We start from the raw sequence: 13,513 nt of genomic DNA on the forward strand, positions 1-13,513 counted from the left end.
CAGTGATGGACAGGACCAAGCCGGCTGTGGGCAACAATCTTCACCCGGTGACCCCGGGTACCCCCCAGGCCTTGTCACCCGCCCCCGGCACGGCGCTGGCGGAAGTGCCTGGCCAGTTCGATTACGTCAACACCAAGGTGGTGCCGCTGCGCGCGGAGCATCTGGAGCGCCACCGCATCGTGGCGTACAACAAGAACTCCAACATGAACGGGCCGATCGACCTGCTGCGCACGCAAGTGCTCAGGACCATGGAAGAAAACGGCTGGCGGACCCTGGCCATCACGTCGCCAACGCCTGAAGCGGGCAAGACCGTGCTGGCCATCAACCTGGCCATGAGTATCGCCCACTACACTACCCGGACCGCGTTGCTGGTGGATTTCGACCTGCGTCGGCCGAAAGTCGGCAGTAGCCTGGGTTTGCCCATGGAGCAGTCATTGAACGAGTTCCTCAGCGACCAGGCCGAGTTGCAGGACTGCCTGGTCAACCCGACTTTGCCCCGGTTCGTGGTGCTGCCAACCCGGGTGCCGGTGCCGATGTCTACCGAAATGCTGTCCTCGCCGAAGGTGGGCAACCTGATCAGCGACCTGCGCAACCGCTATGAATCGCGCATCTGCATTTTCGATTTGCCACCGTTGCTCAGCTCTGACGATGCAATCACCGTGATACCCAAGTTCGACTGTGTATTGCTGGTGGTGGCCAACGGCATGAACAACAAGAAGGAAATCGAGGATTGCCTGCACCACCTGGCCAGGGTGAACCTGGTCGGCACGGTGCTGAACAAGGCAGATGAGCAACCGCGAACTTATTACTGAACCTTGCCTGCAAGCAGACCAGCGCATCCCTGTGGGAGCGGGTTTGCCCGCGCAGCGGGCGACCCAATACAGGGCCACGGCTGCGCCGGTGCGCCCTAGCGCTGGCGCACCGGCCACGGATACTGCAGTTCCCATTGCCAGGCATGCCGCACGATCTGCTCCAGTTCGGCAAATTCCGGGCGCCAGCCCAGCACACGCATGGCCTTGCCGGCATCCGCCACCAGCCGCGGCGGGTCGCCGGCACGGCGCGGGGCATCGAGGCTGCGTATCGGCCGGGCGGTCACGGCGCGGGCCATATCGATTACCTGCTGCACGGAAAAGCCCAGGCCATTGCCCAGGTTGAACGCGGTGCGCTCGCCGCCGGCCAGCAGGTAGTCCACCGCCAGCGCATGGGCCGCTGCCAGGTCGCTGACATGCACGTAGTCGCGTATGCAGGTGCCGTCTGCGGTGTCATAGTCGCGGCCATACACCGTGATTGCGTCACGCCGGCCCGAAGCGGCCTGCAGGATCAGCGGGATCAGGTGGGTTTCCGGGTCATGTCGCTCGCCCAGCTCACCCTGCGGGTCGGCGCCCGCAGCATTGAAATAGCGCAGGCACACCGACTTCAGGCCATAGGCGCGGTCGAAGTCCTCGAGAATCTGCTCGACCATCCACTTGCTCAGCCCATACGGGTTGATCGGCCCCTTGGCATGCGCTTCGTCGATCGGCACATACTGCGGGTTGCCATAAACGGCAGCGCTGGAAGAAAACACCAGGTAGCGGATACCGGCGTTGACCATGGCCTGCAGCAGGGTAAGGGTCGCCGCGACATTGTTCTGGTAGTACTTGCCGGGCGCGCTGACAGATTCGCCCACCTGGATGAACGAGGCAAAGTGGAACACCGCATCGAAATGGCAAACGGCGAACAGCACGTCCAGCGCGGGCTCGTCGGCGATGTCCAGCTTCGCCCACTGCACGCCTGGGCCGGGCGCGACCAGGTCGGCGACCACCACCTCATGGCCAGTGCCGAGCAGGTGCTTGACCATGTGCGAGCCAATGTAGCCTGCGCCACCGACAACCAGAAACTTCATCCATGCCTCCCGGACTCTGCTGTTGTACAGCCGCAGTGAATCATCCCTGGTCGAGACCGGGCGGGCGCTTCAGCTACAGGTCTGTCTGAGGGTAGATGGCCATATGCCCTATTTCAAGAACAGCCAATTGGACATGTACTGGCCGTCCAGCGTGATGCGGTAATGCCCATCCTGGTAAGCCACCGGCAAAGGTTTCAGCTGCGCCGGCGCCTCGCGGGCGAACAGCTTCAGGCCGGCAGGCGCCTTGATGGTCAGGGCGCCGGCAAGCGGCTCGACGTTGAACGGTGTATTTGCATCGGCCTTGGGCACGGCACGGGTACCCAGCGACACCAGCAATTCGCGCGACTGGCCCAGGGGCTGGCCGTCCAGGCTTTGCACCACGACGCTGGCATAGGGTGTCTGTGCCTGCACCTGGATAGCGCCAAGGCTGATCGAGCGGCCACCCAGCCAACCGGTGGCGGCTTGCGTCAGCGCGCTGTCGATGGTGTAGATGCCTTGTTGCCAGTTGCGTCTGAGTTCACCGGTGTCGGTCACCGCTTCGCTGGCGTTGGCCGCTAGCAAGGCTTGCCCCGGGTCCTGCAGCAGCTGTGCATCGGCCGGAATGGCCGCCGGTTGCAGCCAGGGCAGTTGCGGCGTCTGCGGCAGGGCGATCTGCAGTTGGCCCTTTTCCATGGCCGTGCGCAACAGTGGCGAATTGCGCGGGGTGATCTCCTGGTTGTACAGCATGGCGGGTGTCGGCGCGAATACGTAGCGGGTAGTGGCCTGGCGCACGTCTGCGCGGCGGTAGAGCAGGGCGGCAGCAGGCAGGGTGGCGAGCATGCCCGGGTCGTTGTAGGCGTGCCAGTTATCCGCCGTGCGCCAGCCGGGATTGAAGGCTTGCTGGCTGTAGGCATACTGCAGCATGGCGTCCCAGCCCTGGTGGCTGCCAGTAGCGGCCACGTACAGCGGCAGCGAATGGCGGTCGGGCAGGGGGAAGGGTTCGGCGTTCCACTCGGTGACGGTCATTGGCTTGCCGACCACCTGGGCGGCGGCCAGCCAGTCGATCATGCCGTCGCTGCTCAGCGGGTTCTTTTCCAGCTGGCCGTTGGCGCCGTAGCTGTGGGCATCGATCACATCGCCTGTGCTCAGTGCCGGCAGCGCACTAAGACCATTGCCGCCCCAGGTGCTGGTGGTGGCGATCGGCACTTTCACGCCGAGGTTGCGCAGGTGCGCAATCATCTCGACGTTGAACCGCTGCTCCAGGTCATTGAGGAACAGCTTCGACGGGCCGTGCTCCCAGGCACGCCAGACAAGGTCGCCCGGCAAGTCATGCTGGCGGGCGAACGCCCTGGCCGCGTCCATGTAGCGCGCGCTATGGCGGGGCACGTCCTTGTCCGGCAGCAAGGCGTTGCCGTAATGCTGGGTAAGGTCGTTCTCGTTGGTTATCAGCAGCGCCGCAATGGCCGGCTCGTCCTTGTAGGCCAGGCCGGTGTAGGGGTTGACGTGGCTCAGGTACTGCTCGGCAAAGCGCTGCATGGCCTGCTGGATGCTGCGGTTCACATAGGCGTAACCCTTCAGGTCGACACGGTCCTGGCCCTTGGCGATTTCATCGAAGTCGTCAATGTTGTCGTTGGCGGTAAGCGCCCGCTGTACATGCATGTCCAGCCAGACATAGATGCCTTCGTCCTTGAGCGCCTTGATCCACACATCGAGCTTGCGCAGCGACTCGGCATCGAGTTGGCGGGTAGTGCGCACCAGGGTGCCATCGCCGAACACGTTCGGGCTGACCCACGGCGAGTCGTGGTGGTGCAGGCGCACCAGGTTGAAGCCCAGGGCCGACAGGCGCCTGGCCTGCAGGCGAATTTCTTCGTCCGGGCTCTTGAACAATGCATAGGCGGACAGGTTGGTGCCCCAGAAGCGCGCCGGGGTGTTGTCGGCGAACATCAGTTGCTCGCCGACAGCCTTGACGAAGCCGCGCTTGCCTGCGGGCTTTTCCGCTGCGTTGAGAAATGACAGGTCTACCGGCGAGGTGCGCCAGTCCAGCTGGTCATCGGGCCAGCTGGCCGGGTCGGCCAGACCGAAGCGCTCGCTGGGGGTTGGCCCCAGGTCGATGTCGCCGGTAATGTTCAATACCGCCTTGATCTGCTGCCGACCGGCATTGATCGGGTCGTCGTAGATGAACGCACGCACCTCGGATGGGTTGCCGCGTTCGAAATACAACCTGGCCAGCGGCGGATCGAAGCGCATCTCGATGCGTCGGCCCTGGTCGGGCTTGCCCCATGACCAGCCACGCTTGCCGGGCAGCAGCTGTGGGGCGCCCATGTCCCCGGCAATGTGCGCCGGGTCGAACTGGAACACCAGGCCGCCGCCCATTACCCCGGCCTGGCGGCTGTGGGCGTCGAGGTCGAAGACCCAGCTCAGGGTTTGCGCCTGCGGCTTGCGGATATCCGCTGTCAGGTCGAAATCCAGTGCCTTGTTCTTACCCTGAAGGGTGTAGTGGTAGGGGCCGTTGACCTTGACCGTGGTCTCGAAGCCCGTCCAGCTCCAGTTGGCCGCCCAGAAGTCGAACCTGGCTTTCATCACCGGCCCACCGCCGTGGGTGACCGTGGGCAGGCCATTCTGTTCATCGACACTGGCTTGCCATTCCGATGCCCAGCCCGCCCATGGCAGCAAGGCCAGGCCAGCCATGGCCGAGGCCCGCAGGGTTTGAACGATTGAGCGGTGCAGGTGGGGCAGGTTCATAGGCATTACCCGGTTTGAAGATCCGCGTCGGCCAGCGCGGTGACCTGGCTGTCGTCAAGCCGGCGCACCATCTGGACATAAGCCACGCCCAGCCCGGCGATGGTCCAGTACACCACCGGGATGAAGGTGATGCTGCTGACAGTGAAAATGATCACCAGGATGCCGACCAGCGTCGCCAGCAATGCGCGGCCGAGCTGGCGGCGCTCGTCGTCCTTGTCGGGGAAACTGCGCATGGCCTTGCGGATACCGTGCAGCACGGCAGCGAAGAACGCCACGAACAGGCCAAGCCCGACCAGGCCGACCCGCAACGCCAGGTTGATGTAGGTGTTGACGATGTCGATGATGCCTTCGCCCTGGATCATCGACTGCATTTCCGGTGTGTTGCGGAAATCGAACGAGCCGAACAGCGGGTTGCGCTGGATGACGATCCATGAGTTGTCCATCAACCGCTCGCGATAGGTGATGTTCTCCCTGTCCACATTGCCGATGAACGGCAAAAGGTCCAGTACCTTGTCGCCACCCGGCACGGCAGTCAGCAGGGGCAGGGCCAGCATGCCGGCCGCGGCCAGCAGCACCAGGCGCCTGAGCGCACCTCTGCCCAGGGCGATGAACACCACCACGATGACCATGGCACCGATCCACGGGCCGCGCGACAGCGGCGCGAACAGCCCGGCGGCCAGCAGCAGCACGCCCATCAGCCGCTGCCAGGGGTGGCGCAGGTAACCTTGAAGGAACAGGAACAGGCCGATGGCCACGCTCATCACATAACCCAGGACGATGGCCTGGCCGGTGGTGACGCTGGCGCGCAACGAACCGCCCCTGCTCAGGTAGCCGGACATGCTCCACGGCACGCCCATGGCATCGATCAGGGCGCTGTACAACAGCCAATGGCGCACGTATTCGGCCACGCCGATCAGGGCCAGCACGAACGACGCGAGCACGAAGGCCAGCAGGGTGTCCTTGAAGTCGCTGATCTGGCGCAGGGCACGGCTGGCCACGTAATACGGCAGGAGCACGTCGATGAACAGGTACAGCGTCTGGCGCAGGGTGTCGGTCAGGGTGGTTTCACGCAGGTACAGCGCGCTCATCAGCAGCAGCCCGGCTGCCAGCAGCCGGTCGGGCCAGGTGCGGCCAAAACGCAGGGTGTCACCTTGCCGGCGCAGGGCCAGCGCAGCCGGCAACAGCACGCACAGTGTCAGCAAGCGGATATGGTTGAGGTCGACCAGGTAGTTGACCAGGCCAAACCCCGGCACCTGCAACGAAGCCGGCGGGATCACGAACAGCAACATGTAGAACAGCGCCATGGGGTTGTGCTCGCGGCGCCCGGCGAGGTACAGGATCACCGCGCCTGCACCCAGGTACAGCCAGAAACTGTGCGAGACGAAGGCCAGCACGGTCAGCAGGAACCACAGGTTGCGCCTGCGCTTGAAGTCGCCAGGCGGGATCAGCTCGGTAGCAGGCCGCCGGGCCAGCAGGAAGACCACGCTAGCCAGGAACAGGATGACGATCAAGGCGCGAAAATGTTCAGGCATCGGCTAAGTGCACCTTTCCCTCGGTGGGACATCGGCTAGCGTCGTGGCTAATTGAAACTATAGTGACTTTTTAGTCAGTCAGAGATCGAAGTCATGCCGTCGATTGATGTGTCAGCCACCGCGAGCCTGCGCCAGCGGGCCCTCAGGGCCGGGTCGTGGAACCTGGTCTCGCAGGTGGCGTCACAGCTGATGCGCCTCGGCGGCAATCTGCTCATGGCCCGCTTGCTGGTGCCGGAAATGTTCGGGGTGATGGTGATTGCCAACACCGTTTCGGTACTGCTGCATCTGTTGTCCGATGTCGGCCTGCGGCAGAACATCGTCCAGAGCCCGCGCGGCGACGACCCGGATTTTCTCGATACCGCATGGACGGTGCAGATCATCCGCGGCTTCGTGCTGTTTGTCCTGACCTTGCTGCTGGCCCTGGCCGCCTGGTTTGCCCAGCTGGCTGACGTGTGGCCGGCGGACGCAACCTATGCCGAACCCGTGTTGCCCTGGGTACTGGCAGCCACCGGGCTGTCGGCGGTGATCTGGGGGTTCCAGTCCACCAAGATAGATGTGGCGGTACGAACTTTCCAACAGAAGCGCGTGGTGCTGGTCGACCTTGCCTCGCAAGTGATGGGCCTGGTGGTGATGCTGGTGCTGGGCTACCTGACCCGCTCGGTCTGGGCGCTGGTCATCGCCGGCCTGGTGTCGGCCCTGGCCTGGACCCTGCTTGGCCACACCGTGCTCGAGGGGCCGCACAACCGCTTGCACTGGGAGCGCAATGCGCTGAAAGAACTGATCGTGTTTGGCCGCTGGATCCTGTTGTCGTCGATGGTCGGCGTGCTGGCCATGTACGGTGACCGCATCTGGTTCGGTGCCAGCATGACGACAGCGCAACTGGGCGTCTATTCGATTGCCGTGCTGATCCTGGGTGCCGTGCAGACCGCGCTGATGAAGGTTTTCGGGGCGGTGGCGCTGCCGGCCTTCAGCGAAGCGGCCAGGGCCGATGACAAGGAGCGCCTGAAGGCGCTTTACCACCGCTTTCGCCTGCTGGTCGACCTGCTGGTGCTGTTCATCTGTGGTGGGTTCCTCACCGCCAGCCCGCTGCTGATCGGCTGGCTGTACGACGACCGCTACCGTGAAGCCGGGCCGATGCTGGCGATTCTTTCGCTGTCGTTCCTCACCTTGCGCTATACCTTGGCACACCAGGTGTGGATTGCCCTGGGCCTGACCAAGTACCAGGCCATCGACAACATCATCCGCCTGGTCTCGCTGTGGGGGTTGTTGCCGTTGTTGCTGGCGCTTGGCGGTGTCGACTGGGCGATCTGGGGCGTGGCGTTGCACACCCTGCCAACGCTGGTGCTGATCGTGTATGTGAATTGCAAGCTGGGTATCTTCAGCCTCAAACGTGAACTGATAGTGCTGCCGATGCTACTGGTCGGGGCGCTTTGCGGGGCGCTGCTGACAGCCTTTTTCAACTGGCTGTGATGCGGCTTGCCGGGTGAGATTTCAACGGACACAGGCTATTGGACCATGGGTAAGTTGACTTTTTGTGCTGCGCAGCCGGGACGCAGGCGCTTTATCCAGAGTTGTGTCTTGCTGGGTGTCGGGGGAGCAGTGTTCGGTGTTACAGCGGCCAGTGCGGGTGACCGTGTCGACAGGCACGGGTACGTGCTGATCAATGGCTGGGTGTTGCCGTCCCGTTACTTCCGGAACGAGCAAGCATGATCAACGATTTTCAGTCGCAGAAGACCCTGCGCGACGTCTATGACGTATGCATCATCGGCGCTGGCCCGGCGGGCATCACCCTGGGGCTGCGCCTGGCGGCCGCCGGCTGGCGAGTGCTGCTTGCCGAGGGTGGCGGGCGTGAGTACTCGTCGCGGTCGCAAGACTTGTATGCCTGCAAATCCACCGGCCTGGAGCTGTATGCCCAGGTGTCCCGCCTGCGTTACCTGGGCGGCACATCCAACCACTGGGCCGGCCGTTGCCGGCCGTTCACCGCCTCGGATTTCGCCACGCCGCCCATTGGCGGCCTGCCGGGCTGGCCCATCCCTTATTCGGAAATTGCCGCTTACCTGCCGGCCGCCATGGAGATCGTCGACTTGCCGCCTGGCTCGGATTTCACGGCAATCAACAGCGGACTGGTCGGTGACGAATTCGAACCAGACCGCTTTCTGCTCAGCCCGCCGACCCGCTTTGCGCAGAAGTACGCTGCGGCGCTCGAGCAGACCGAAGGCCTGGATGTATTCATCAATTGCAATTGCGTGGACCTGGCGTTCGACGAGGCCACTGGCCGCCTGGCCGCCGTGGTGCTGTCCGATTACCAGGGCAATCGCCAGCGCCTGGTGGCGAGCAACTTCGTGCTGGCCACCGGTGGCATCGAGAATGCCAGGCAGCTGCTCAACAGCGAATCGTTGCGCAGCGCGGGCATCGTCAGCAAGGACGGGCTGGTCGGCGGCTGTTTCATGGAACACCTGAACATCGACCTGGGCACCTTCATCCTCCGCTCGGGTCTGGCCCCTGAGCCGCGCGAGTATTTCACTACCGATACCTTCACTGACGAGTACAAGGCCGGCAAGGGCAATGTCAGGGCCGCCTTGCTGACCGAGGTGCAAACCTACGGCCGCACTGCCGAGGTCAAGCATTTCCTGGAAAACCTGGCCTGTGACATGGGGGTCGCCAGCAAGATTGCCTTCGTGGCCCAGTTCAGTTGCCCCGGCGACGGCCTCATCAGCACGCTGATAGAGCAGTTTCCCAACCCGCACAGCCGCATTTCGCTGCTGGACGAGAGGGACGCGCTGGGCTTGGCCAAGGTCAACGTCAACTGGGCCCTGAGCGCCGATGACCGGCACACCATCAAGTGCATCGGCAGCGAGCTGGCCAAGCGCTGGGCCGACATGAACCTGGGCTTCATCAAGCTCAACGACTTTGTCTATGACACCTCGATACCGCTGAAGATGTCGCCGCATGCCCACCACATGGGCACCACGCGCATGGCATCCTCCGCGCAAGCCGGTGTCGTCGACAGCAACTGCAAGGTGTTCGGTGTTGCAAACCTGTACATCGCCGGCAGCAGCATCTTTGCCACAGGCGGTGCTTCCAATCCGACCCTGCCGCTGCTGCAGTTTGCCCTTCGCCTGGCCGACCACCTCGATGCCAGGATGAGCGGAGCCAGGCAAGCAGTGGGGTGATACAGGTGGGAAACGGGTTGAGTGCGCGCGGTCGGCACCCATGACAACGAGACCGGATGCGCCTCAGAAACAGTCCAGATTGCTTTGATTGCGAGGCTGGCAGGATGAACGGATGGATACGCAAGGCAGTAGCGCATTATGTTCATGCAACCGGGCGAGGAGCCTCGTTCTACCGCAGGTTCTGCAGACCCACTCCGCTTGAGTGGGGCGCCTTCCTTACCCGTTGGGGCAACTTTCATTCGGTGGGCAGGCACTTCCATGCCAACCCGGGCAGCAAGTTCCTCGACCCTTCGCTGGTGCGCATTGGCAACAGCGTGGGCCTGGCCGACTGCACGCTGATCGGTCATGACGGGGTGGTGTTGCTGATCGAGCACCGCTTCGGCAAGCACCTGGACTCGGTCGGATTCATCGACATCAAGGACAACTGCTTCATCGGCCACGGGGCGATCATCATGCCGCGTGTGACCATCGGTCCCGAGTCGATCGTCGCCGCAGGCGCGGTGGTGACCAAGGACGTGCCGCCGGGCACGGTGTTCGGCGGCAACCCGGCACAATTCATCTGCACCACCGAGGAGTTGATCAAACGGGTCGAGGCGCGTTGCGAAGCTTACCCGTGGATCGGCCTGGTCAAGCAGCGCAACGGTGCCTATGACCCCGAACTGGAACCGCTGCTGATGGCGCAAAGGCGCCAGTACTTCTTCGGGGAGGGCGGCAATGGCTAGCAAACCGGTCGATGTCATGGTGGTCAACTTCAACACGGCCGGCCTGCTGCAGCCGATGTTCGATGCGCTGCGCCGGGCTGATGGTGAACGCCTGGCCAACTACCTGGTGGTGGACAATGCCTCGGTGGATGACTCGGTGCAGCGCATGGCCCAGGTGTGCCCGCAGGCGCTGCTGTTAAGCAACACGCACAACGTCGGCTTCGGCCGGGCCAACAACCAGCTGCTGGCGCACTTGAAGGGCAAGTACGCCTTGCTGCTGAACACCGACGCCTTCGTGGCTGCCGATTCCCTGCAAAAGACCCTCGATTACATGGAGGCGCACCCCGAGTGCGGCGTCCTGGGCGTGCGCCTGGAGGGCCGCGATGGCGACCTGCAACCCAGTTGCCGCTACTTTCCCACACCGCTCAATGTCTTCGTCGGGCGTACCGGGCTAGGGCGCTTCTTTCCACGCCTGAAGATGGTCGACGAGATGGACTGGGACCACGCGTCGGTCCGCGAATGCGACTGGCTGCCTGGCTGCTTCTACCTGGTGCGCCGTGAAGTGCTCGACCAGGTAGGCCTGTTCGACCCGCGCTACTTTCTCTATTACGAAGAAGTCGACCACTGCAAGCGGGTCAAGGCGGCGGGCTGGAAAGTGGTGTTCTACCCGCACACCACAGTGGTGCACATTGGCGGCGAGAGCTCCCGCTCGGTAGCCGAACTGGAGGCGGCCAGCCGACAGATTTCGGCCTACCAGATCGAAAGCGAATTGCTGTACTTCCGCAAGCATCACGGGCGGGCAGGGCTTGCCCTGCACATGTTGCTGGTGACCTTGGGCGACCTGCTGCTGGCACTCAAGGCGCTGTTGAAACGACGCGGTTGGGGCGCGATCCGTGCCTGCTGGCGTCACTGTCGGGCGACCTGGTCCCTGTTGTTCAAGACCCGGTACGCCAGCCAACCGACCCGGTAGGGGGAGCCATGTTCGAAAATATCCGTGCCGACCTGCGCGCCCATGGCGGCGACTGGGGCGCCCAGGGCTTCTGGGTACTGCTGGTGTACCGCTTCGGCCGCTGGCGCTATGGCGTGCGCCCGGCGCTGCTGCGCAAGCTGTGTTCCATGCTGTACAAGGTGTTGTACAAATGCGTGCAGATCATCACCGGTGTGGAGCTGCCGTGCGAAGTGGTGATTGGGCGCAACTTCGTCATCGATCATTTCGGCGGCATCGTGATCAGCGGCTATGCCCGGTTTGGCGATGACTGTCGTATCCGCAACGGTGTGGTGGTGGGCCTGAAGAACGTCAACGAGCCGATTGCACCGGTGTTCGGCAACAATGTCGATATCGGTACCGGGGCCAAGGTGCTGGGCAGCATTCGCATTGGCAACAACGTGGTGATCGGTGCCAACGCCGTGGTGCTGGTGGATGTGCCGGACGACTCGCTGGCGGTGGGGGTACCGGCCACCGTCAAGGCCAGGCGGGCGGCCACCACGGCGCCGGCCGGGTGAAACCCATGGCGAGCGGGCTTGGCGTGGTGGTGATAGGCCGCAACGAAGGCCAGCGCCTCGAGCGTTGCCTGCGGTCGCTGGCGCATGGCGCGGACCAGGTGCTGTACGTCGACTCGGGTTCTTCCGATGGTTCACCGCACCTGGCCCGTAGCCTCGGGGTGGAAGTGCTGGCGCTGGACATGGGCCAGCCGTTCACCGCCGCCCGTGCGCGCAATGAAGGCTTTGCCGCTTTGCAACGGCTGCTGCCGTCGCTGCGCCTGGTGCAGTTCGTCGACGGCGATTGCGAGGTCGACGCTGGCTGGCTGGCCACGGCCCAGGCGTTTCTCGTTCGCCACCCTCATGTGGCGGTGGTGTGTGGCCGGCGCCGCGAGCGTTTCCCGCAACGCTCGGTCTACAACCTGCTCTGCGACCTGGAATGGGATACCCCGATCGGCGAAGCCAAGGCGTGCGGTGGCGACGCGTTGATGCGGGCAGACGCCTTCGCCGCTGTTGGCGGCTTCCGCAGCGGGCTGATCGCCGGCGAAGAGCCCGAGCTGTGCGTGCGCCTGCGAGCCAGGGGCTGGAAGGTCTGGCGCCTGGATGTCGAGATGACCCTGCACGACGCCGGCATGACTCGTTTCAGCCAATGGTGGCGACGCAGCCTGCGTGCCGGCCATGCTTATGCAGAAGGCGCTTACCTGCATGGCCAGGCGCCGGAGCGGCACTGGCTGCGCGAGTCACGCCGGGCCTGGGTCTGGGGCCTGGGCATACCGCTGGCGACCCTGCTGACCTGCCTGGCGCTTGGCGCCTGGGGCCTGGCGTTGTTGCTGGTCTACCCGCTGCAGGCCTGGCGCCTGGCTCGTCGCGGAGGCCGATCGGTACGAGAGAACTGGCTACGGGCAGTGTTCCTGGTATTGGGCAAGTTTCCGGAAATGCTCGGTCAGCTGAGGTTCCTGCGCCAGCACTTCATGGCTGGCAAACCGGCCTTGATCGAATACAAATGAGGGACCACGGATGCTCGGCACGATCATCAGAAGCGTGTTCACCCTGCAACCGGGCTACTCGTTGCGGGCGCTGAACAACAAATACCGGCTGATGCGCCAGATGGCCCGGCATTGGCCCGAGCTGAATGCCTTCCTGCAACGCATGGCCCAGGCACTTGGCCAGGGGCGCTGGCGCCGGCTGGGCGGGGATTGCCTCGGCGTCGTGCAATGGCCCTATATCAGCAAATGCTGGGAAGCGCCGCAGCGCCTGGAGGTGGTGGCATCGCATTTCGAGGTGGTGGCCGGAAAATTTCCGTCGCTGTTGCTGCTGGACCGGGCCGACAGCCGGGTAGTGTGCGAGCTGACCAGCCATTCGCCAGGTTGCCGCCTGCTGCTCGACCGGCCGATCTGGTTCAAGCGTGAAGGCGAACTGGTGCTGAACCTGTTCCAGAATGACCTGCGCGTGGCCTCCCTGGCATTTACCCTGTGCCGCAGCCAAGGCGAACTGTGCCTGTTCATCGGCGCCGTGCAAGGCATCCACAAGGGCGTCGACAGCGAGACCTCGCTGGCCATCTACCGCGACCTGACCAAGGATTTCGAGGGGCTACGCCCGCGTAGCCTGCTGCTCGAAGCGTTGAGGTGCCTGGCCAGGATGCTGGGCGTGGAACACCTGTACGCCGTCACTGATGCCTGTCGCCACCACCGGCACCCGTATTTCGGCAACGACAAGGGTCAGGAGCTGGCCGCCAACTATGACGTGATATGGCAGGAGCATGGCGGCATGACCTGCCATCGTGCGGACTTCTTTGAGCTGCCGCTGGCCCCGGCGCAGCGCGCGGAACAGGACATTGCGGCCAAGAAACGAGCGATGTACCGCCGCCGTCAGGCGCTACTCGACGATGTTTTCGCACGTTTGCAGGCAGCTTTGGCAGGCAGCGGTCACAACCTTGGACTACAAGAGAAGCAGGGGGATGCACCTGACGCAGGAGCATCGGCGGGACGCCGGCCACCGGTAGTCGACAGCTTGAAGTAAACGCTG

Annotated in this window: 11 protein-coding genes; 8 read left to right on the forward strand and 3 right to left on the reverse strand. The window is 63.8% G+C overall.

Annotation, left to right across the window (positions count from 1 at the left end; translation table 11 throughout):
* Window positions 1–5: 5 nt before the first annotated feature.
* Entirely contained in the window at window positions 6–812 is an 807-nt protein-coding gene (locus ACVWZT_RS21170) for a CpsD/CapB family tyrosine-protein kinase (protein ID WP_296233534.1), read from the forward strand.
* Between the two features lie 95 nt (window positions 813–907).
* Here ACVWZT_RS21170 and galE read toward each other — a convergent pair whose 3' ends face one another.
* From galE to ACVWZT_RS21185, 3 genes are all read right to left on the reverse strand, one after another.
* The gene (galE, locus tag ACVWZT_RS21175) at window positions 908–1,882 is read right to left on the reverse strand and encodes a UDP-glucose 4-epimerase GalE (RefSeq protein ID WP_296233533.1); all 975 of its coding nucleotides are present in this window, start codon (window positions 1,880–1,882) and stop codon (window positions 908–910) included.
* A 108-nt stretch (window positions 1,883–1,990) separates the two neighbouring features.
* Window positions 1,991–4,603, reverse strand: coding sequence for a cellulase family glycosylhydrolase (locus tag ACVWZT_RS21180; protein ID WP_457471186.1), 2,613 nt, complete (start codon window positions 4,601–4,603; stop codon window positions 1,991–1,993).
* A gap of 5 nt (window positions 4,604–4,608) precedes the next feature.
* Window positions 4,609–6,135 (reverse strand): O-antigen ligase family protein, encoded by a 1,527-nt coding sequence (locus ACVWZT_RS21185; protein WP_457471187.1) that lies wholly within the window; start codon window positions 6,133–6,135, stop codon window positions 4,609–4,611.
* A gap of 93 nt (window positions 6,136–6,228) precedes the next feature.
* Between ACVWZT_RS21185 and ACVWZT_RS21190 the strand changes: the two genes are divergently transcribed.
* The 7 genes from ACVWZT_RS21190 to ACVWZT_RS21220 all read left to right on the forward strand — a co-directional run bounded on the left by ACVWZT_RS21190 (window position 6,229) and on the right by ACVWZT_RS21220 (window position 13,507).
* Window positions 6,229–7,605, forward strand: coding sequence for an oligosaccharide flippase family protein (locus tag ACVWZT_RS21190; protein WP_296233529.1), 1,377 nt, complete (start codon window positions 6,229–6,231; stop codon window positions 7,603–7,605).
* 236 nt (window positions 7,606–7,841) lie between these two features.
* On the forward strand, window positions 7,842–9,308 hold the full coding sequence (locus ACVWZT_RS21195; protein ID WP_457471189.1) for an FAD-dependent oxidoreductase: 1,467 nt from the start codon (window positions 7,842–7,844) through the stop codon (window positions 9,306–9,308).
* A 104-nt stretch (window positions 9,309–9,412) separates the two neighbouring features.
* Window positions 9,413–10,030, forward strand: a complete 618-nt coding sequence (locus ACVWZT_RS21200; RefSeq protein WP_296233526.1) for an acyltransferase — start codon at window positions 9,413–9,415, stop codon at window positions 10,028–10,030.
* On the forward strand, window positions 10,023–10,979 hold the full coding sequence (locus tag ACVWZT_RS21205) for a glycosyltransferase family 2 protein (RefSeq protein ID WP_457471192.1): 957 nt from the start codon (window positions 10,023–10,025) through the stop codon (window positions 10,977–10,979). The genes ACVWZT_RS21200 and ACVWZT_RS21205 overlap by 8 nt, the downstream gene beginning before the upstream one ends.
* A gap of 8 nt (window positions 10,980–10,987) precedes the next feature.
* On the forward strand, window positions 10,988–11,512 hold the full coding sequence (locus ACVWZT_RS21210; protein ID WP_457471193.1) for a serine O-acetyltransferase: 525 nt from the start codon (window positions 10,988–10,990) through the stop codon (window positions 11,510–11,512).
* Window positions 11,513–11,517: 5 nt separating this feature from the next.
* Window positions 11,518–12,495 carry a glycosyltransferase family 2 protein gene (locus tag ACVWZT_RS21215; RefSeq protein WP_457471195.1) on the forward strand — a complete coding sequence of 326 codons (978 nt, stop codon included), beginning with the start codon at window positions 11,518–11,520 and terminating at the stop codon, window positions 12,493–12,495.
* Window positions 12,496–12,505: 10 nt separating this feature from the next.
* Window positions 12,506–13,507, forward strand: coding sequence for a VirK/YbjX family protein (locus ACVWZT_RS21220; RefSeq protein WP_457471197.1), 1,002 nt, complete (start codon window positions 12,506–12,508; stop codon window positions 13,505–13,507).
* Window positions 13,508–13,513 lie beyond the last annotated feature (6 nt).

It is taken from the genome of Pseudomonas sp. TE21394 (assembly GCF_054057835.1).